General features: G+C 60.1%; 17 protein-coding genes. 9 read left to right on the top strand and 8 right to left on the bottom strand.

Annotated elements, in window-relative coordinates; all coding sequences use genetic code 11:
- Nucleotides 1-133: 133 nt before the first annotated feature.
- The 5 genes from dnaN (at nucleotide 134) to J3R75_RS07965 (ending at nucleotide 4,417) form a co-directional block, all read left to right on the top strand.
- Complete coding sequence (dnaN, locus tag J3R75_RS07945) at nucleotides 134-1,225, top strand: DNA polymerase III subunit beta (RefSeq protein ID WP_307260972.1); 1,092 nt, start codon at nucleotides 134-136, stop codon at nucleotides 1,223-1,225.
- Between the two features lie 55 nt (nucleotides 1,226-1,280).
- Nucleotides 1,281-2,384: a DNA replication/repair protein RecF gene (gene recF / locus J3R75_RS07950; protein ID WP_307260974.1), complete on the top strand. Its 1,104-nt coding sequence runs from the start codon at nucleotides 1,281-1,283 to the stop codon at nucleotides 2,382-2,384.
- A gap of 68 nt (nucleotides 2,385-2,452) precedes the next feature.
- Complete coding sequence (locus J3R75_RS07955; RefSeq protein WP_307260976.1) at nucleotides 2,453-3,445, top strand: DMT family transporter; 993 nt, start codon at nucleotides 2,453-2,455, stop codon at nucleotides 3,443-3,445.
- 61 nt (nucleotides 3,446-3,506) lie between these two features.
- Nucleotides 3,507-3,629 carry a hypothetical protein gene (locus tag J3R75_RS07960; RefSeq protein WP_307260978.1) on the top strand — a complete coding sequence of 41 codons (123 nt, stop codon included), beginning with the start codon at nucleotides 3,507-3,509 and terminating at the stop codon, nucleotides 3,627-3,629.
- 449 nt (nucleotides 3,630-4,078) lie between these two features.
- Nucleotides 4,079-4,417 (top strand): cupin domain-containing protein, encoded by a 339-nt coding sequence (locus J3R75_RS07965; protein WP_307260980.1) that lies wholly within the window; start codon nucleotides 4,079-4,081, stop codon nucleotides 4,415-4,417.
- Between the two features lie 63 nt (nucleotides 4,418-4,480).
- Here the strand turns inward: J3R75_RS07965 and J3R75_RS07970 are convergent, their stop codons facing one another.
- On the bottom strand, nucleotides 4,481-5,299 hold the full coding sequence (locus tag J3R75_RS07970; protein WP_307260981.1) for a helix-turn-helix transcriptional regulator: 819 nt from the start codon (nucleotides 5,297-5,299) through the stop codon (nucleotides 4,481-4,483).
- 130 nt (nucleotides 5,300-5,429) lie between these two features.
- Here J3R75_RS07970 and J3R75_RS07975 point away from each other — a divergent pair, with 130 nt between their 5' ends.
- Genes J3R75_RS07975 through J3R75_RS07985 form a run of 3 tightly spaced genes read left to right on the top strand, consistent with a single transcriptional unit; the run spans nucleotide 5,430 to nucleotide 8,393 of the window.
- Nucleotides 5,430-6,527, top strand: a complete 1,098-nt coding sequence (locus J3R75_RS07975; RefSeq protein ID WP_307260983.1) for a Gfo/Idh/MocA family protein — start codon at nucleotides 5,430-5,432, stop codon at nucleotides 6,525-6,527.
- 57 nt (nucleotides 6,528-6,584) lie between these two features.
- Nucleotides 6,585-7,241 (top strand): ThuA domain-containing protein, encoded by a 657-nt coding sequence (locus J3R75_RS07980; RefSeq protein WP_307260984.1) that lies wholly within the window; start codon nucleotides 6,585-6,587, stop codon nucleotides 7,239-7,241.
- Between the two features lie 30 nt (nucleotides 7,242-7,271).
- Nucleotides 7,272-8,393 carry a TIM barrel protein gene (locus J3R75_RS07985; protein WP_307260986.1) on the top strand — a complete coding sequence of 374 codons (1,122 nt, stop codon included), beginning with the start codon at nucleotides 7,272-7,274 and terminating at the stop codon, nucleotides 8,391-8,393.
- 161 nt (nucleotides 8,394-8,554) lie between these two features.
- Here J3R75_RS07985 and J3R75_RS07990 read toward each other — a convergent pair whose 3' ends face one another.
- From J3R75_RS07990 to J3R75_RS08010, 5 genes are all read right to left on the bottom strand, one after another.
- Nucleotides 8,555-9,622 carry an Ldh family oxidoreductase gene (locus tag J3R75_RS07990; RefSeq protein ID WP_307260987.1) on the bottom strand — a complete coding sequence of 356 codons (1,068 nt, stop codon included), beginning with the start codon at nucleotides 9,620-9,622 and terminating at the stop codon, nucleotides 8,555-8,557.
- 92 nt (nucleotides 9,623-9,714) lie between these two features.
- A complete protein-coding gene (gene tsaA, locus J3R75_RS07995) occupies nucleotides 9,715-10,578 on the bottom strand; it encodes a tRNA (N6-threonylcarbamoyladenosine(37)-N6)-methyltransferase TrmO (RefSeq protein ID WP_307260988.1) in 864 nt (287 codons plus the stop codon).
- Nucleotides 10,575-14,090, bottom strand: coding sequence for an alpha-amylase family protein (locus J3R75_RS08000; RefSeq protein ID WP_307260989.1), 3,516 nt, complete (start codon nucleotides 14,088-14,090; stop codon nucleotides 10,575-10,577). The genes tsaA and J3R75_RS08000 overlap by 4 nt, the downstream gene beginning before the upstream one ends.
- Nucleotides 14,091-14,185: 95 nt before the next feature.
- Nucleotides 14,186-15,319, bottom strand: a complete 1,134-nt coding sequence (locus J3R75_RS08005; RefSeq protein WP_307260991.1) for a Gfo/Idh/MocA family protein — start codon at nucleotides 15,317-15,319, stop codon at nucleotides 14,186-14,188.
- Between the two features lie 85 nt (nucleotides 15,320-15,404).
- Nucleotides 15,405-15,734: a hypothetical protein gene (locus J3R75_RS08010; protein WP_307260992.1), complete on the bottom strand. Its 330-nt coding sequence runs from the start codon at nucleotides 15,732-15,734 to the stop codon at nucleotides 15,405-15,407.
- A gap of 137 nt (nucleotides 15,735-15,871) precedes the next feature.
- Here J3R75_RS08010 and J3R75_RS08015 point away from each other — a divergent pair, with 137 nt between their 5' ends.
- On the top strand, nucleotides 15,872-16,576 hold the full coding sequence (locus J3R75_RS08015; RefSeq protein WP_307260993.1) for a DUF1559 family PulG-like putative transporter: 705 nt from the start codon (nucleotides 15,872-15,874) through the stop codon (nucleotides 16,574-16,576).
- Nucleotides 16,577-17,280: 704 nt separating this feature from the next.
- Here J3R75_RS08015 and J3R75_RS08020 read toward each other — a convergent pair.
- Both J3R75_RS08020 and recR read right to left on the bottom strand, forming a co-directional pair.
- On the bottom strand, nucleotides 17,281-17,976 hold the full coding sequence (locus J3R75_RS08020) for a hypothetical protein (RefSeq protein WP_307260994.1): 696 nt from the start codon (nucleotides 17,974-17,976) through the stop codon (nucleotides 17,281-17,283).
- 96 nt (nucleotides 17,977-18,072) lie between these two features.
- On the bottom strand, nucleotides 18,073-18,678 hold the full coding sequence (gene recR / locus J3R75_RS08025) for a recombination mediator RecR (RefSeq protein ID WP_307260995.1): 606 nt from the start codon (nucleotides 18,676-18,678) through the stop codon (nucleotides 18,073-18,075).
- Nucleotides 18,679-18,686: the final 8 nt, after the last annotated feature.

Consider the following 18,686-nt stretch of genomic DNA (forward strand, 5'->3'; position numbering starts at 1 on the left):
TTAATTATCTCTAAGACTTAATTCAGGGCGCTGATGAAGTGTGCTGGTCAGTGCTTGCAGAGTAGAAAAAATGCTATATGGTCTAGCACTCGGCATACTGTAAGCTGCAAAACCTCAAGGAAGAAATCCGACCATGAAATTTACTGTTACCAAAGATAATCTGGTTGCTGCTCTGCGTCGTGTGATGAATGCAGTAAGCCCCCGGAGTACCCTGCCGGCCCTGAGCAATTTGCTCTTTGAAGCTGATGGTGAGAATCTTGTCATTACCGCGACTGACTTGGAAGTGTGTGTGTCGACGCATATTCCGGCGTTGATCGAAGCTGGTGGAGCAACGACGTTGCCCGCCAAAAAGTTTAACCAAATCTGCAGTGGCCTGCCAGTTGGTGATGTCACTGTGGACTGCAGTGATGACGACATGGCGACGATTACCTGCCGCAAAGTCCGTTATCGCATTCACGGGTTGCCTGCGGAACAGTATCCCAAGCCGGAGAATTTCAGCGAAGACTGGTCGTTTGCGCTGCCAGCGCGGGATTTGGTGCACAGTTTGGAAAAAGTCGCCTATGCGCGCAGTGACGACGATTCTCGCAAGCAGCTTAGCGGCGTGCTCTTGAGCATCCGTTCTGGCATGTTCACTATCGCCGCAACCGACGGCCGGCGCCTGGCGCTGGTGGAACGGGTGCTAGACAGCGATGGCAAAGTTGATGGCGATGTCATTCTGCCGAACAAGGCCGTGGTCGAGCTGGTCAAGAATATGAATCAGGAAGGCGACATCAAGATTCGTCTTTCCACGGCCAACGTTGCCTTTGAGACTCAGGACACATCGGTCATGACCAAATTGGTTGAAGGCAACTATCCGAATTTCCGGCAGGTTATTCCTGACAGTTTTGCCCGTTCGGTGGCCATCCCGCGTCTGCCTTTTGCTGATGCGTTGAACCGCGTGTCCATGGTGGTGAGCGAGAACAGTTCTGCTGTTAAGCTAAGTTTCAGCGCAGGGCAGTTGGTACTTTCGGCTTCCAGTGTGGAATACGGCGAGGCCAGCGAGCCGGTAGATGTGTCCTTTGAGGGCGAAAACGTGGAAATTTCCTTCAATCCGGTCTTCTTCAGTGATCCCTTAAAGTACCTCGACTGTGACCAGCTGATCATCCAGTTCAATGACGAATTAAGTCCGGTGCAGCTATCCGGCGACGAAGGCTTCCTGTATATTCTCATGCCTATGCGGAATTGATCCTATGCGCCAAGTTGGCGTGGCAGCGGCGAGCTGTGTTTGGCGGTAATCGGTTGTGCTTGCCCAAATAAGACTACTTCATTTCAGAAACTACGATTCATGCCAGGTGCGTTTTGCTCCTGGCATGAATTTTCTTATTGGCAACAATGGCCAGGGCAAGACCAACATCCTTGAAGCGGTGTACTATCTGGCGCTGCTGCGGTCTTTTCGCACCAGCGTGATCGATGATCTCTGCCAGTGGCCGCAGAATTCCTTTGTTCTGCATGGCCTGCTGGAATCAGCGCCAAATCCCCCTGAAACGCTGGCCGTGTCCTACGGTAGCGAACGGCGCTTGCTGATCAACGACGCGCCGGTCTATCGCGCCAGCGATTTCATCAACCGTTTTCTCTGCGTGACGTTTATTCCCCAAGACATGGACCTGGTCTGTGGTCCACCGGCGCAGCGTCGCCGCTTTCTCGATATCGCCATCAGTCAGCTTGATGCGGGCTATCTCCGTCATCTCCAGGCTTATTACGAGGCTTTGAAGTCGCGCAATGCCATGTTGAAAGCGCCAGACAAGTTTCCCCCGGCGACCATTCGGGCCTACGATCAGGTGTTGGTAAAACACGCCGTGGCTATCGAATTGGCGCGGCGTAATTTTGCCGTCAGTATGAACGCCATTCTGGTGGAAAAGTCTCGCCAGCTCTTCGGCGAGCAGCAATTGGTCATTCTGAAATATCTTTCCCGACTGGGGTTCTTCCTGGAAAGTTGCGAGGGCGATGAGGAAGAACTGACCAAGGCTTACAGTCATGGCCTCCAGCATGGCTTCGAACGCGACCTGAAAAGCGGCACGACGAATTGTGGTCCGCATCGCGCAGAACTCAATTGTCTGTTGGATCAGAAGCTGTTACATAAATTTGGCTCGCAGGGCGAAATGCGCATGGCCTCCCTGGCTATGCGTTTTGCCCTGCTGGAGCTCATTCGCTGCCGCCAGAATCCGGACGACGTGGTGATACTGGTCGATGACGTCATCGGTGAACTCGACGAACAGCGGCGCGTCAATTTCATCAACGAGTTGAGTAAAAGCGGCCAGATTCTCTTCGCCTGCACGCGTATTCCACGGGAATTCACCGCCTCGGCCCAGGTGTTGAAAATCCGTGGCGGCAAGATTGAGGACTAGCGCGTGGGGGGCAGTGACCGGCGCTGATGGTGATAGATGACGGTAGGATTCAACAAGGAGTCATAGCGGTGGTTTTACAGCAGCATAGTTTGGAAAAAGTGGGCACGCTGGCGTTATTTCTGGCCATCGTTCTGTTCAGCACGGTGGAGATTGCCAGCAAGGCCATCGCGGAGCGGGCGGTCATCGATCCCTACGCGATGGTTTTCATCCGCTTTTTCACGACTGGTGTGGTGCTGTTGGCGATCAGCCTGCCAGGCTATCTGCGGAGCGGCCGGCGGCTTGGTTGGCATGATCTCGGTATCTTCACCTTGACGGGCGTCATCGGCATCACCTTGTCAATAAGTCTGTTTCATGCGGCCATATTGATGTTCGAAAATGCGTCTTCGTCTGCGGTGGTCTTTAGTGGCAACGCCCTGTTTACGACCGTGTTGGCGCGTTTCATCAACCGCGAGACCTGGACGTGGCGCAAATGGGTCGCGGTAACACTGGGTCTGGGCGGCATCAGCATGTTCATCTTTGAGTCCGGCACGCCGACGCGCAGCGCGGTTTATGCGATTCTGACCATGTGCATGTCAGCCTTCGCCTTCAGTCTGTCCATCTGCATCACCAAGCGCGTGGTTGCCCGCTATGGGGCCATGTTGTTTATGGGTTGCTCCTCGCTTATCGGCAGTTTACTGACATTGCCGATGGTTATCATCCGCCGCCCCGTGAATGCCATGGCGGAGATACTGTCCGTCGTGCCGCTGCTGATGTACATGGCCTTGATTGTTACCGCCTTGGCTTATTTTCTTTATTACTACGGACTGTCCCACTGTACGGCGTTCAAAGCGTCCATGGTGTTCTTTCTCAAGCCGGTCTTCGCCTGTTATCTTTCCTGGCTTATCCTTGGTGAAAAATTGAATGCGTGGACCCTCACTGGCACTGCGCTTATCATCTTCTCACTGTCGTTGACTCTCCCTTACGGCGCGAGAAAGAAACAAAACCAGACGGAAAATCCATCGGCGGCGCAACCGGGAAACACTAGCCCTGCTGTCGGTGCTGCAGTCACCTCGGAGCCATGAGTATACCGGGGGAAGGTAATCGGTCAGTAACCACCCCGGTGGGGAAAACCCCGGGGACAATTTGCAGGAAACCCACGGCCAGTCGCCGCCCAGCTATTCGACCTTGATTTCCACCGACCTTTGCGGCAGCGGGTTTCATAGGAGCCATGCTCTTCACATAGCATGCGGCAATCGCCGGCGATGAGTTGATTGGTAACCATGCACAAGATCATTCGCCGAGGTTTTGAGCACCGAAGGTGCGCCCTAAGATAGCCCAGGGCAAGCGCCCGCAGGGCGCGTCGCCCTGGGTAAGGTGCCCCAACCCAAAAGAGCCCTGAAAGGGCGGCCTAAAAGACCTGCGACGAAGGGTCACAGCACAAAATTGCCGCAGCAATCAATGAGTTCCATTGCCTCTTTGGCTCCAGTCAGCTTCGCCGACTGGAGCCAAAGAGGCCGAGGAACACGAACCAATATGGCGCGCTACCCAGGGCGACGCTCCGCCTTCGGCGTCGCTTGCCCTGGGCTATCATAGATCGCGCTTTCAGCGCTCAAATGCCAACAAGATGATGTTTATGCGGCAGGGCGATCAAAAAAAGACCGCAGGGACTACAAGTATCAATGAGTGACCGATTACGGGGGAAGTGTATGTCCAGGATGAACAAAACTCATCTGTTGTCGGTAGAGCGTCTCTGCTCTGGCCAAGAGCGGATTGAGGAACTGTTGCGGCGGCCGGGTTTGCGTGTAGAGCGCATCGTTTCCATGCAGGCAGCATCGTCGCCGGATTTCTGGTACGACCAGGACTGGGACGAGTGGGTCGCCGTTCTTGCCGGCTGTGGCACGCTGCTCTTCGCCGACGGGCCCGAGCGCGTCGCCCTGCAGGCTGGTGAGGCTATGCTTATAGCCGCACACTGCCGACACCGCGTGGAAAGTACCGACCCAGATAACGCGACTATCTGGCTCGCTATACATTTCCCGCCGACTGAAGATAAATGAGCCGACGGATCGGACGGATCCGAGCTCGGTCCGCTCGGTGCACGTATAGACTTTTGTGTCATCCTACCTGGCGGCGCGGTAGCGGCGGCGGTATTCGCGTGGGGTCATGCGTGCGAGCTGGCGGAAGCGGCGGCTGAAATAGTACTGGTCGGGAAAGCCCATGGCGGCGGCGATGCCCTTGATGAGATCGTCGGTTTCAATGAGACGGCGGCAGCTTTCCTGGAGGAAATAGCTTTCGCGGTAGCTGCTGAAGGACATCCCGGGGTGGTAGGCGGCCCAGCGGCGGCGGAGGGTGGCCAGGGACATGCCCATGGTGGTGGCGAGCGCCTGGTAATCGACGTGACCGGCCAGGGTGCTCTGAAGCTGCCGTTCAATCTGGTCGATGTGCGGGTCTTCTATGGGCCGGCTGGCCGGGGTGGCGTAGCTGGCCATGACGATTTCCCAGCAGGCCAGGTCGACGGCGTCGGGGTCGATGGGCGTTTCATTGAGGCGCTGGGCCAGGCGCCCAATGGCCTCGCGGACGGCGCTGAGCATGGGAATGTGCCTGACCGGCGTAATCTCCGGAGCAAAAGTCCCTGAGTTGCGCAGAAACTCCTGCATTTGCCCAGGGTATATAAGAAAGAGTTCTTCCCAAGTTTCACTGGGGCCGTAGTGCATCATCTCGCCGGGCCATTGCATGATCACACAGGGAGCGTCAACGGCGTAGCTGGCTGTTCCCAAGTGGTACTCGCCGTGGCCCGACAATATAAAAGAAAAATTGCACCCACTGAAATACTGGTGCATGATAGTGGTTTTGCGCGGCAAATAGCCGATGGTTTCTACCGGCGGGAGGACGGTGAAACGGCGGCTGAAGGGTTTTAGATGGCTGACTTTTATGTCCATTTTTTTGACGCGTCCATCCATTTTTCGTTGATAGTCGTTGCGATATTATATACAGCAGCGTGCAACAGAAGTCAATTTTCTCGTTGACGAGACCTATATTCGAGGCAAGATTCAGCAAGGAGAACAGACCATGACGATGAAAGCAGGAATTATTGGCTGCGGAGTTATCAGTGGTGCGTATTTGCGCAATGGTGCGACCTTTTCGTCAGTGAAAATTGTTGCCGGTTCGGATATTCTTCCCGAGGCCTCGCGCGGTCGTGCGGCGGAGTTTGGCATCAAGGACATGACGGTGCAGGAGATGCTGGCTGATCCGGAGATTGGCATCATTTTGAATTTGACGACGCCGCAGGCGCATGTCGAGGTGAATCTGCAGGCCTTGGAGGCGAACAAGCACGTGTATTGCGAGAAGCCATTTGGCCTTGACCGCCAGGGCGGCCTGGAAGTCATCAAGCTGGCGAAGGCCAAGGGCCTGCGGGTGGGCTGTGCGCCGGATACCTTCCTCGGTGGTGGCCACCAGACCTGCCGGAATGTGCTGGACAGCGGACTGATCGGCAAAGTCATTTCCGGCACGGCGTTTATGATGTGTCACGGCCACGAGTCTTGGCATATTGCGCCGGCGTTCTACTACCTCAAGGGCGGCGGGCCTCTGTTCGACATGGGTCCGTACTACCTGACGGCGCTGGTCCAGATGCTGGGCCCCGTCAAAAAAGTGACCGCGTTTTCGACGCGGTCGACCAATCTCCGCGAAGGTCTAAAAGTGAATGTCGGCAAGACCTTCCCGGTGGAGATCGACACGCACATTTCGGCGGTGTTGACCTTCCAGTCCGGCGCGATCATCACGTTGGTCACCAGCTTTGACGTGTGGAAGCACTCCAACTTCCGCGACATCGAGTTGCATGGCACCGAAGGCAGCATGCATGTGCCAGACCCCAACACCTTCTCCGGCGACGGGCGCTTCTTCAAAGCCGGCCTGAGTGCGGATTGGGCGCCGATTGACAATCCCTTCATTTACAACGAGAATATGCGGAGCATCGGTCTGGCTGACATGGCCCAGGCCATTGAGACCAAACGGCCCCACCGCTGCAGCGGTGAACTGGCTTTCCATGTGCTTGACGTCATGTGCGCCATTTGTGAATCCGCCGCTTCGGACCAGGCCGTGGCGATCCAAAGTACCTGCGCGCGGCCCGCGCCGCTGCCCATCGGCCTGAGCAAGGGCCAGTTGGACTGATATGTTATCCGGAACACTCCATAATCGCGTCGACACGCAAAAAAAAAGGCAGATGAGATGACAGCACGAATACTGATTTTCCGCGGTGGCTGGGCTGGGCACGACCCGGTTCCGACGTCCGAACTGGTTGCCAAGACCCTCCGCGAACGCGGGGTGGAGGTCGACATCCAGGACACCCAGGCCTGCCTGTTGGAGCCCGATCTGGCTGAGCGCTACCAAGTGATTGTGCCGGTGTGGACCATGGGCGAGATCGGCAAGGCCGAATTGCAGGCACTGATTGCTGCGGTGCAGAAGGGCGTCGCGGTCGGTGGTTGGCATGGCGGTGCCGGTGATGCGTTCCGCCAGAGCACCCAGTACCAGTTCATGATCGGTGGTCAGTGGGTCGCCCACCCGGGCGGCGTCATCGACTATCGCGTCAACATTGTCCAGCATGACCACCCGATCCTCAAGGGTCTCAAAGACTTCGATATGCACAGCGAGCAGTATTACATGCACGTCGATCCCAACAGCAACGTCCTGGCGACGACGACCTTCGACGCCCGCCACGCCGAGTGGATCGACGGCACGGTCATGCCCGTGGTGTGGACGCGCCGCTATGGCAAAGGCCGCGTGTTTTATTCCTCCCTTGGCCATGTCATTGCCGACTTTGAACGCACCCCCGAAGTGCTGGAAATCACCGTGCGCGGCCTGATGTGGGCTGCCGGTGTCCTCTGATTCATTCACAGCACAGCTTAAGGAAACGCTATGACGGCTCAATCCTGTATTACTGAACGCTCCATGCCTTTCTGGTGCGTGGGCAGTCCCCTGTCGGACCCCTTTGGCGGCGCGGTGCTGAACCGCATGGACTCGCTGGAGACCGCGCGCATTCTCGCCTGGGCTGGCAAAGAAGGCTACATCGAAGCAACGGGCTTCCATGACGACGATCTCGTGCCCTGGGACCCGCAACAGCCCGAAGACGATCTTGATCCCAACAGCGCCTGCGCCAAGAAGCTGCGGGAGATCAAGGCGATTCTGGATGAGGGCGGGGTAAAAGTGAACTCGGCGGTCTGCAGTCTTCACGGCCATCCGATGTTCCGCAATGGCGGCATCTGCAATCCCGATGCCGAGATACGCCGTATGGCGCGGCTAAAGGTCGAACGGGCGCTGCGCATGGGGCAATTCCTCGGCGCGCGCCATTACATCTATTGGGTCGCCCGTGACGGCTTTGAAGTGCCGGTGGTCACGCAATGGACCCAGGTCTATGAGTGGCTTGCCGATGGCCTGAACCACGTTCGCGACTACATCCGCGACAAGGGCATGACGAACTATGTCGGCGCTACGGTGGAGCCCAAGCCCAACGAGCCGCGCGGGCAGATGTTCCTGCCCACCAGCGGCCACGCGGCCGGCTTTATCCTCGGGCGGCTGCGGGACCCGGATTTCTGGGGTGTGAATCCCGAGCTACTCCAACATGAAAGCATGGCGCTGATGAATGCCGTCATGACGGTGAGCTACCTCTGCAGCCTGAAGAAGCTCAAATTCCTCCACTTCGGCAGCCAGATCAAGGCGCAGTTTGACAACGACTTCCCGCCGCTGGTCGGTCCCGAAGGCCTGAAGGAAACCGTGTTCATGTTCTGGGCTCTCAAGCAACTAGGCTGGCGCGGCGTCTGCGAATTTGACTGCCACATGCTGCGGGCCGAAGCTACCCCGGACAAGGCTACGGAATGCCGCAAGCAGTTCATCGTCGATTGCGTGACGGCACTGGCCATGGCCTTGGACCTCGCCGACCGCATCGAAGCGCCGGCACCCGGCCTGAGCCAAAGCACGGCCGATCTGGCCAGCATCCGCCAGCTCTGCAAGCTAACGTCGCCTAATATCGTCAGAAAATAAAACGACTGACAATGCGCCGCCACGGTGGGGAGAAGACTCCGTGGCGGCGCTTGTCAGTTATATGGACGATATGGACGGGATGGACCGACGTCGTCCAGGGCGCAAGTGCTGAAAAGCCCCTGCCACTCAAGACAGGGGTGGCATACGGGCGGGAGCGGCGCTTATTCGGCGCTGGGGGTGATGCTGAAGGGCTCCTGCACCAGGTCGGCTGCTGCGCGCAGTTCCTGCAGGGAGGCGTCGGTGAGAAGCACGCCGTGTTGGCGGGCCGCGGCCTCTTTTTCGAATTCCAGCTGACCGGGATAGAGAATGCGTTCCACGCCGGGGGCCTTGGGGCTCTGCAGTAGCGTGTCGATAACGTGGTCAATTTGGGCGCGGAAGGGCGCCAGACCACCGAAATATTCCGGGTTGATGGCGACGAAGCACTGGCCGGTGTTTGCATCGCGTCCGGGCTGTTTATTCCACGCATGGACGCCGCCGAGGACGCCCGCGCCGCCCAGCACGCCGGTCATGATTTCGACCATCAGCGCGAAGCCGTAGCCCTTGTGGTCGCCGACGGGGAGGAAGAAGCCGCCTTTTTTGAGGACATCGGCGGGGTCGTTGCTGGGGTTCCCGTCTTTGTCGGCGATCCAGCCGTAGGGTATTTTCTTGTTTTCGGCCATGGCGATCTGTACTTTGCCGCTAGCGACGACGGCCATGCAGATATCGAAGAGGATGCCGCGGTATTTGCTGCCCGGCGCGGCGTATGCCCATGGGTTGTTGCCGATGGCCCTGGCGCCGGCGCCGGTGATGGCCATCATCGGCGGCGTGTTGCTCATAGCGTAGCCGAGGAAGCCGTGTTCGGCGAGTCGTTGCGCGTAGAGGCCGGCCGCGCCGAAATGGTCGCTGTGGTTCATGGTGGTGACGAAGACGGCCTGCTTGCTGGCGCGTTCCAGCATCATGTCGATGGCCCGCATGGACGAGGGTATGCCCAGGCCGCCTTGCGCGCTGAGGCGCAGATAACAGGGCCCTTCGGCAATCACTGCCAGCTCGGCGGCGGGCTTGATGCCGCCTGCCTGTACGCATTGGAGATAATGAGCGCTGCGGATGACCCCATGCGACCAAATGCCGCGCATGTCCGTCAACACCAACGCCTCAGCGAGCGTCGCCGCGTCCGCCGCTGGCACGCCGGCTTTCACGAAGAGCTTTTGCGCAAAGGCTATGAGGCTGTCACAATCGTAGCGGGTTTCCATGGGTAGAGCGGTCCTTTGCGGGGGGGGTGAATGGGAATTGGTGTGCGCCGGCTGGCCGCCTGCGCACAGAGTCGAGGTGTTCGGGTTGGCGATCAGCTGTCCTGCGTGGGGCCGGCGGCGTCCGAGTCGGTATCGGCTGTGTCTGCGGCAGCCGCGCTGGCTTCTTCGGCAATGTCGTTATTCGTCGCGTTCTTTATCTGCTGTGCCTGCCGTCGTTTGGATGGCGGTGGCGTGGCATCGCGGGTGATATGAGTCACGACGGCGCTGTCTGCGCCGGCCTGCCAGACCACTTCGTAGCCGTGGAGAAAAATGCCGTAGACGCGCCCGGCTTCGCGCTGGTAGGCGGGTCGTGGATCGGCGGCGATGACTTTTTCGGCCAGCAGCCGGAAGCCGTCCAGCCCACGTTTTTCGATAGCGGCGGCCTGCTGGGCTGCCTGGTCGCTGAATTGGACGGGCAGGGCTGCGCTGGCAGGCGCCACGGGTGCGAAGCCGGCGCGGGCGTCGCTCACGGCGTCGGTGTAGGGCAGGTAGGGTTTGATATCCAGCACGGGCGTGCCGTCCAGGAGGTCCAGGCCCTCGACAGCAAGGGCGATCTTGCCATGGTCGCCAATGCGCACGTCGCGCAGGGTGAGCACGGACAGACCGATGGGGCAGGGCCGGAAAGGCGATCGCGAGGCGAAGACGCCGACGCGTTTGTCCCCGCCCAGGCGGGGTGGCCGCACGGTCGCTTTCCAGCCTTCGCGCAACGCATCATGGAAGACGAAGAGTACCCAGATATGCGAGAAGTCCTCCAGGCCGCGCACGGCATTGGGCTGATTGTAAGGCGGTAGCAACTCGATGCTGCCACGGGCTTCACTGATCAGACCGGGCTGTCGGGGTATGCCGAACTTGGTCTTGAAACAGCTGCGCACGACAGCCACTGGCTGAAAATGATATGACGACAATTCGCTGTTCATTCTGCGGGGTACTCAATGCGGATGTTCTTGAGGAAGACGCCGGAGCTCTTGCCCGTGCCACGGAATTGGAAAGCCAGCGACGACAAGCTCAGCCCCGCCGACTGGTCGTTTTTGGGCAGCCAGCGGTACAGGGGTTCGCTCGCGGCCTCAAAGGTTTCCTCGTGGCTGTCCGGTCGCATGTGCGAATGGACAAAGCCCTTGCCGATGGAGATTTGCAGCGCCTGGCCGCCTTTGTAGTTCCCGAAGGGGTCCCGGCCGCCGTTGACCTCGTATTTGATGACGGCCTTGCGGGCCTGCTCGGCCGTGAGTTCAAGCGGCGCGGGCAGCGGGAAGCGCACGCCGGCCCAGTTCGAGCTTTTTTCCGACACCACGACTTCGGTGATGCCGTTGACCACGACGGCATCGCAGCCCCAAGAAAGCGGCGCGATGCCGGCCAGCGACAGTTCGTTCATGCCTGGCGCCAGTTTTTCCGCCGTGATGCCGATGATGATGGGCACTGCCGCGCCGCCCGCCGAGATGATGTCCACGTGGCTGATGCCGCAGTTCGGGTCGGGATTGCGCCAGGCGAAGACTTGGAAGCCGCGGCCGGCGGAATTGCGCCAGGCCGGGTGGAAGTCCGCGGTGGCCGGCGGCTCCGGCAGCGTCCACAGGTCGATATTGTGGCCGCAGATGATCGGCGCGTCCACGCTGCCGCCGTCGAGGTAGTGCACGCGGTAGGTCATGACCGGGTCGCCGGGCTGCGCGTTGGCCGTGGTGTGGAAGAAGAAGAGTGCGCGGCAGCGGTCTTTGATCGGAATGCCGCGGCTTTCGGCTGGGTCGTTGCGCTTGACGCTGGTTGAGGCGAGGATGATGCAGCAGCGGTTGTCGTTGGCGTCGAAGCGGATAAAGTCGCAGGGCACGCCCAGCAGTGGGGTGATCTCCCACGGCGTGTGGTCCAGCGACTGGTCTTTGCCTTGGTCGATCCAGCCGCCTTGGCCGTCATTGGCGATCTGGTCAACGAAGGCGGCGTTGGCATGCGCGCGCAGGTCGACAGGCGATGTGTGCGTCGGGTCGATATGGAAGACGCCGGCGCTGGCGATTTGCTCGGCGAGGGCCCGTTCGTGGGCCTTGACGGCTTCGTCATAACGCGCGGTGACGGCGTCGCGACTCACAGTAGTCATGGCGCCGAAACGCTGCGCAAGCAGGTCAGCGCTGGTGGCGAAGCCGACGACGCAATGGCGGTTGTTGCCAATCATGAGGCGGGCGCGGCCAGCGGTTATGGGCAACAGCTCGTTGCTGAGCAGATCGGCGGCGGTGGCGCAGCCGGCCGGCAGGGTAATGTCCACGCATTTCGGGTAGAGATCAATATTGAGGAGTGAGGCGAGGGTCATGCCGTCGCGCCGGGCGCAATGCGCTTCGATATTGGGGGCGAGGTCGCCTGCCGGTACGCGGGCGATGCTCAGCGCCGGCCGGATGTCATGCCGCGCCAGCAGGGCCGTGGCCACGGCAGCGGCGGCGTAGTCTTGCAGCATCGGCGTGATGGCGTAGATGGCGCCGGCGCCAAGCGCGCGGCGGAGCACGGCCGGCTGGCCGTCGCAGGTCGCCAGCGTCTCCCAGCCGTCAGCACGGAGGACGCGCAGGCTGTTCCTGGCGGGGATTTTGCCCGGCAGCAGCGCCGGCTGATCAAGCGCGGTGAAGACCAACTCGCTGATGGCCGCATCGGCGACCTCGGCGGTCTCCAGGCCCGCGAAGAGCGGGTTGGCCGTCGCGTTGCCGTATTCGTCCCACGGCATGAACTCGCGCGCGGCGATGAGTACGCCGCCGTTTGCCACGTAGCGCTGCAGCGCCGCAGCGGTGCCGGGCAGGACATTGCGCACACCGACCGCGACCACGGCGCGATAGCTCTTTTGCTCCAGGCGTCCCTCGGCGAGTTGTTCCTCCAGCACGACATCCTGTGGCAGGTGGCTGTATTCCAGGCCGCTGGTGTAGTGCAGCATTTCGTTGTGCACGACATAGCCGTCGGCAAAGGCGTAGCGCTCGGTGGCGAAGGACATCAGTAACGCGACCTCGCGGGCTATGCCGCGTTCGCGGGGCACGAAGAAATCGGCGAAGCGGGCGATGTCCTGTTTGGCGTCCATGAAGCCCTGGAGATCGTCGATGCTGAACGCGTAGGGATTGGCGAGGATGTAGGGGAAGCGCTCGGCGATCTTGCGGCCGCCGGCCTCGTCGCGATCGGGGCCCCATTCCCAGGCGCGTTTGGACCAGGTGAACATGTAGGTGGCGTTGCTGCCGCGCAGGAGGTCCTGCCAGACGATATTGCGGTTGCTGTTGCGGCTGCGGGCCGCATAGCATTCCGGGTTGTGAATGGGCTTGCCATCGGCGATGCAGCGGAAGAAATGGCGCTGGAGGATGCCCTCAGGCAGCGCCGGCACATTGGCGGGCGCCTGGACGGTCTGCGCCGGCGGCGCCGTGAAGGTGCTGCGCGTGCCGAGGCCGCCGCCGGTGGGCGTCGAAATGGCGTCCAGGTGCCGGTTGATCTCGTAGATGTTGATGTTCGTGGCCGCCGGCGAGCGGTACGACGTGTAGCCGAGGATCTGGTAGCATACTCGCGCGCCGGCGGCCTTGGCGCGGATGCAGTCCCGGCCGTCGCGCGCCAACGCCGTCATGCCCTCTTCACAGAATTTCGACCAGTCGATGACGATGCCCGGGTGGTCTTTGCGGTCCGCGAATTGGCTTAGGGCCGCGAAGGACGCGAACTCGCTGCGCCAGAGGGCGTTAAGTTTTTCGATGCTGCCGTATTTGCGTTCGAGGTACTCGGCGAAGAGGTGGCGGTTGTAGGGCGACGGGTCGAAGTAGGACGGCTCGTTGAAAAGCTCATAGACGAGCTTTTGGTTCTTGCCTAGCTGGCGTGCGTGGTCCACGCCGTATTCCCAGAAAGACAGGTACATCTTCCGTCCTTCGGGGTGGAAGATATTGTAGGGCACCCAGTGGTTGCCGGCGGCAGAATGGTGGCGGTTGATGGCCTCTTCCGGGAGGATGCCCGCATAGGCCTTGCTGGTGCCGGGCTTACCGAAGCTCCACGGGAAACAAGTGTAATCAACCAGCAGCGGCAGGCCGTTGTTGACGACGACCCCCAGCATCTCCTGGTCCTTCTCGGAACGCCCCCAGCGATGCTCTTCGACGCCGAAGCGGTCCAGCCAGGGCCCGCTGGGCAGGAACCACGCGAAGCTGTCGAAGCCCAGGCGCTGGGCCGTCTCGTAGGTCATGGGCTCTTCGTAGACCCACTTGAGCTCCGGAGGATAACCCGCAGTCGGCCCGAAATCCACCCCGAGCGCCGAACCGATCTGCACGCCGAAGAGATAACGCGGCTGGCCGTCAACCAAGTAGTCGCCGGCAGCCGACACCGAAACGCTCGGCGCGGGCGGCAGGACCACGCCGGCCGGCAGCGCGGCGAATTCGGCAACTTGGCCGACGAGGCCTGGTAGGATGCAGCAGATGGCCGCAGCAATGCCCGCGCGAAGTCCTGTCGTCATGGTCGGGTGCTCCCCTGGTTCTGGTCTGGTCGGACACAATAGAGCCGCGCCGCCAAGACGGCGACGCGGCCCGTGGTGGCCCAATGTTTCGGCGCTTAGAGCGCTGTCCACTTGGCATCGCCAGCGGAATTGGCGACGATGGCCTCGAGGAAGCGCATTTCGTCGATGCCGTCTTGAATGCCCGGGAAGTCCAGCACGGGCTGGTCGCCGTTGAGGTCGGCGTGGATAGCGTCAGCGAAGGCGCGGTAGATGGCCGCGAAGGCCTCCAGGAAGCCCTCGGGATGCCCCGCCGGTAGGTGACTGACCTTCTGGGCTTCTTCGCCCGTGCCGGGCCAGCCGCGGCGATAGACGAGCATTGGCGCGTCGTTGGAGCGGATGATCAGGTCTTCCGGACTCTGCTGGTGCCACTCCAACGCCGCTTTCGACCCGTAGATCTTGATGATGAAATTGTTCTCTTCGCCGGTGGACACTTCGCTGGCGAAGATGACGCCGCGGGCGCCGCTGTTGAAACGCAGGAGGACGCTGCCGTCGTCATCCAGCTCACGCCCTGGAATGAAACTGGCCAGATCAGCCGATACCGCCGTGATACGCAGGCCGCTCAGGTAGTGGATGAGCTGCTCGGCGTGGGTGCCGATGTCAGCCATGCAGCCGCTGATGCCGGCCTGCTTGGGATCAACCCGCCATACCGCCTGCTTGCCGGCATTCGGCGCCGCCAGCCAGCCCAGCGAGTACTCGACGTTGATCTTGCGCAACTCGCCCAACACGCCGTCGGCGATGAGCTTCTTCGCCTGCTTGATCATGGGATAGCCGGTGTAATTGTGCATCAGCGCGAAGAATTTGCCGCTGGCCTGCTGCGTCTTGCCCAGCGCCTCGGCGTCCGCCGCGCTCATGGCGATGGGCTTCTCACAGAGGACGTGGAAGCCGGCTTTGAGGAAGGCGTTCGAGATGGGATAGTGCATGAGATTTGGCGTGACCACCGACACGAAGTCGATGCGCTTATCCGCCGGTAGAGCCAGCTCGCCGGCGATCATCGCCTCGTAATTGGGATAAACGCGCGCGGGATCGACAAAGAGCTCCGCGCCGCACTGCCGCGACTTCTCTACGTTGGTGCCGAAGACGCCCGCGACCAGCTCAATATCGCCATTGAGGCGCGCCGCCCGACGGTGGACATCGCCAATGAACGCCCCTTGTCCGCCGCCAACCATGCCCATTCTGAGTTTTCTCTTCATCTCGGCCTCTCCTGTTCCTGGTTTCTTCGCTTCGCGATCAGAAGCCCCGCCGGCCATGGCTGCGGGCCGGGGGTCTTTCCGCACCTCACAAAAATACACGGCCAGAGCCAATCTGCCAGTTCAAGCCGATGAGAACCGCCCCCACGGGGTAATCGGTCAGTGTACACCCCGGCGAAGCGCCGGGGTGTACACTCCTATGAAACACGCTGCCGCAAAGGACGACGGAAATCAAGGCCGGATGGCTGGGCGGCGGCGGGCCGTGGGTTTCCGGCAAATTGTCCCAGCGAAGCGCCGGGGTGGTCACTCCTATGAAACACGCTGCCGCAAAGGTCGCGGAAATCAAGGTCGGATGGCTGGGCGGCGGCGGGCCGTGGGTTTCCTGCAAATTGTCCCAGCGAAGCGCCGGGGTGTACACTGACCGATTACAAATAAAAGAAGAATTCTTACGGGAACTATTTCTTTTTTACCATATCCAAGCTATAATTTCTTTTGTTATCAATCTTTTCGATTTTGAAAGCCTTTTTTGCATAATGCCCTATCTATTTGGAGATCATGATGTTGAAACGCACTTTTACCTTGATTGAGTTGTTGGTGGTGATAGCGATTATTGCGATATTGGCGGCGATGCTGTTGCCGGCCTTGGCGAAAGCGCGGAACAAGGCCCAGAACATGAGCTGCATCTCGAATCTGAAGCAGCTAGGCCTGGCGTCGAACATGTACACGGACGACAATGAGCCGCGGATTGTGCCGGTTTCCGGTAGTGGCAATAAAGCGACGCCGGCGTGGGGCGATTCGCTGCTGCCTTACGCAGGCGACCTGAAGGTCTTCAAGTGTCCGCTGAATCTCCTCGCCATCAAGATGCAGGGCACGACACCGGATCGCATCTGGCGTTACAACGATACCGGCGTGCCGGCCAACACGGGCTATTCGTATGGCCTGAATTGCTGGTCAGGCACTGGTGGACTCATCCCCCGCGGCCCGGGGAACCGCACTGCGCCGGAGATTCCCAAGCCGTCGTCGGTTATTCTGATTTCCGATGCGGCCGGCCCGAGTCCATCGCAGGTCGCCGGTGGCGGCAGCGGCTGGAACTACGTGGAAGTTCGCGGGCAGATGATCGAGGCGTCGAAAAACTCCGTGCACTATTACGAAGACAAGGCCAACTGTACCTTTGTCGACGGCCACGTCCAAAACGTCATTGTCAAGAGCCTCTACACGGCGGATCCCTTCAAGAGCGCCCTGGACTACCTGCAGCCCTAAGCGCAGCGTTGCTTGGGCTGGTGAGTCTGCAGATGTGATCGGACTGATCGGACTAATGCTCTTTACTTAGTGTACCGGCAATGGTTGGCGATGAGTTGATTGGTGAGCGTTCGCGTGACCATTCGCCGAGGTTTTGAGCGCCAAAGGCGCGACCTAAGATAGCCCAGGGCAAGCGACGCCGAAGGCGAAGCGGCGCCCTGGGTAAGAGGCATCAACCAATATGAGCCCTGTAGGGGCGACCTAAAAGACCATCGACCATGGGGCACAGCGCGCAATACTGCAGCAGTCAATGAGTTCCATTGCCTCTTTGGCCCCAGTCAGCTGCGCCGACTGGGGCCAAAGAGGCCGAGGAACACGGCCAGAGTTGGTGCTTTACCCAGGGCGGCGCACGCTTTCAGCGCTGCTTGCCCTGGGCTGTCATATCTCGCGCTTTCAGCGCTTCTGCCGCTTCGCGGCGATGAAATGCCGCGATGACAAAAGGCTGTTTTGATGATGCACAAGGCACTATGAGAATTGTTAAGTGAAGAGCATTGGACTGATCGGACTGATCCGACTGATCCGACGATTGATCGGTCCGATCCGTCCGATCGGTCCGATCCGTCCGCGAAAAAAGCCAGATGATCCGACTGATCCGACGATTGATCGGTCCGATCGGTCCGATCCGTCCGATCCGTCCGCGAAAACAAGAAAGACGATTGTCCCGCTCAGAATTTATCGACGATGCGTTGCATGACGTCGATGACGAATTCGGCTTGGGCGAGGATTTGTTGGGTGAGGGCTTTGAAGCCGCCGCGCCACTGTCTGGTAGCCATGATGAGTGCCATGAAGACGAAGAGCAGGTTGCCGGTGACGACCATCATCAGCGAGAGAATTTTGCCCTTCATTTTGAGGTCGGCCTGTCCGGAGCGCAGGGCGAAGAAGGTCAGGATCACGTGGTAGGCATAGCTGAGGCCAAGGAGGACGGCGAAGGCCTTGACAGCGTAGGGATGGATGGACGCGTTGGCGATGAGCATGATCAGGCCGTACAGGCCGATCACGACCAACAGATAGAATGGCAGTACGTAAGGCGCGAGGATAATCCACACGTTGGGATTTTCGACCTCGACGGCGCCGGCGTTTTTGCCGCTCTGGAAGCGGCCGGTTTTGCGGAGGAAGATCTTCGCCATCACCCAGTGGGTGAGCTCGTGGCCGAAGACGTACAGCGAGTTCAGGCGCAGGAAGCAGAACAGAGGCAGACCGACGACGAAGGCCCCGCCAGCAATCAGCGCCAGGCGGTTCTTTTCCAGGGTGCCAAGGACCTTCGGAATGCACAGCACCAGGGCTACGCTGAGATACAGCAAGCCAATGATGCACAGGAACTTGACGACGGCCAACAGCAGTTTGAGCATCATTTTCTTCATAGTTTCCTCCGCAACGTCGTTCTTGAACACCCCCGGCCCGCGATCCGCTTGCGCTCGCCGTGGCGGGCCGTACCGTCACGACTCCAGAAAAATACTCTACAGTTTGTGGCGGCCGGACAGGGCCATGGTGATGGTCGCCGCGTCGGCAAAATTCAAATCAGCGCCCGCCGGCACGCCGGAGGCGATGCGCGTGATGGTCATGGGCAGCGCGGCGAATTCCTGGGCGAGGTAGTGTGCCGTGGCTTCGCCTTCGACGTCGGGGCTGGTGGCGATGATCATTTCGCTGATTTCGCCTTGGCGCAGGCGAACGGCGAGCTCCTTGATGCGCAATTCCTCCGGCCCTTTGCCACTGAGGGGCGACAGTTTGCCGCCGAGGACGTGATAGAGGCCTTTGTATGAGCCGGAGTTTTCGAGCACGATGATCTGGCTGGCCTGTTCGACGACGCAGAGCACGCCGCGCTGCCGGTCTGGATCCTGGCAGATCGCGCAGAGCTCGTCTTCGGCGTAATTGCCACAGACGGCGCAGGGCCGGACCTTATTTTTCAGTTCCAGTAGCGCCTGACCGAATTGCTCGGTCTGCTGTTCGGGCCAGGCCATCATGGCCAGCGCCAGGCGTTCCGCACTGCGCCGGCCTACGCCGGGCAAGCGGCTGAAGAACGACATGACATGCTGCAGTGCCTGGGGATATTGGGTAGCGGCCATGGGTGCCT

It is taken from the genome of Oligosphaera ethanolica, assembly GCF_030814695.1.
In the GTDB taxonomy this organism is placed as follows: Bacteria; Verrucomicrobiota; Lentisphaeria; order Oligosphaerales; family Oligosphaeraceae; genus Oligosphaera; species Oligosphaera ethanolica.

Coding starts and splice junctions, on each gene's coding strand:
- J3R75_RS07975 (WP_307260983.1), top strand. CDS start 5,430: ATGACGATGAAAGCAGGAATTATTGGCTGCGGAGTTATCAGTGGTGCG.
- recR (WP_307260995.1), bottom strand. CDS start 18,678: ATGGCCGCTACCCAATATCCCCAGGCACTGCAGCATGTCATGTCGTTC.
- J3R75_RS07990 (WP_307260987.1), bottom strand. CDS start 9,622: ATGGAAACCCGCTACGATTGTGACAGCCTCATAGCCTTTGCGCAAAAG.
- J3R75_RS07965 (WP_307260980.1), top strand. CDS start 4,079: ATGAACAAAACTCATCTGTTGTCGGTAGAGCGTCTCTGCTCTGGCCAA.
- J3R75_RS08020 (WP_307260994.1), bottom strand. CDS start 17,976: ATGAAGAAAATGATGCTCAAACTGCTGTTGGCCGTCGTCAAGTTCCTG.
- J3R75_RS07980 (WP_307260984.1), top strand. CDS start 6,585: ATGACAGCACGAATACTGATTTTCCGCGGTGGCTGGGCTGGGCACGAC.
- dnaN (WP_307260972.1), top strand. CDS start 134: ATGAAATTTACTGTTACCAAAGATAATCTGGTTGCTGCTCTGCGTCGT.
- J3R75_RS08005 (WP_307260991.1), bottom strand. CDS start 15,319: ATGAAGAGAAAACTCAGAATGGGCATGGTTGGCGGCGGACAAGGGGCG.
- J3R75_RS08000 (WP_307260989.1), bottom strand. CDS start 14,090: ATGACGACAGGACTTCGCGCGGGCATTGCTGCGGCCATCTGCTGCATC.
- tsaA (WP_307260988.1), bottom strand. CDS start 10,578: ATGAACAGCGAATTGTCGTCATATCATTTTCAGCCAGTGGCTGTCGTG.
- J3R75_RS07970 (WP_307260981.1), bottom strand. CDS start 5,299: ATGGACATAAAAGTCAGCCATCTAAAACCCTTCAGCCGCCGTTTCACC.
- J3R75_RS07985 (WP_307260986.1), top strand. CDS start 7,272: ATGACGGCTCAATCCTGTATTACTGAACGCTCCATGCCTTTCTGGTGC.
- J3R75_RS08015 (WP_307260993.1), top strand. CDS start 15,872: ATGATGTTGAAACGCACTTTTACCTTGATTGAGTTGTTGGTGGTGATA.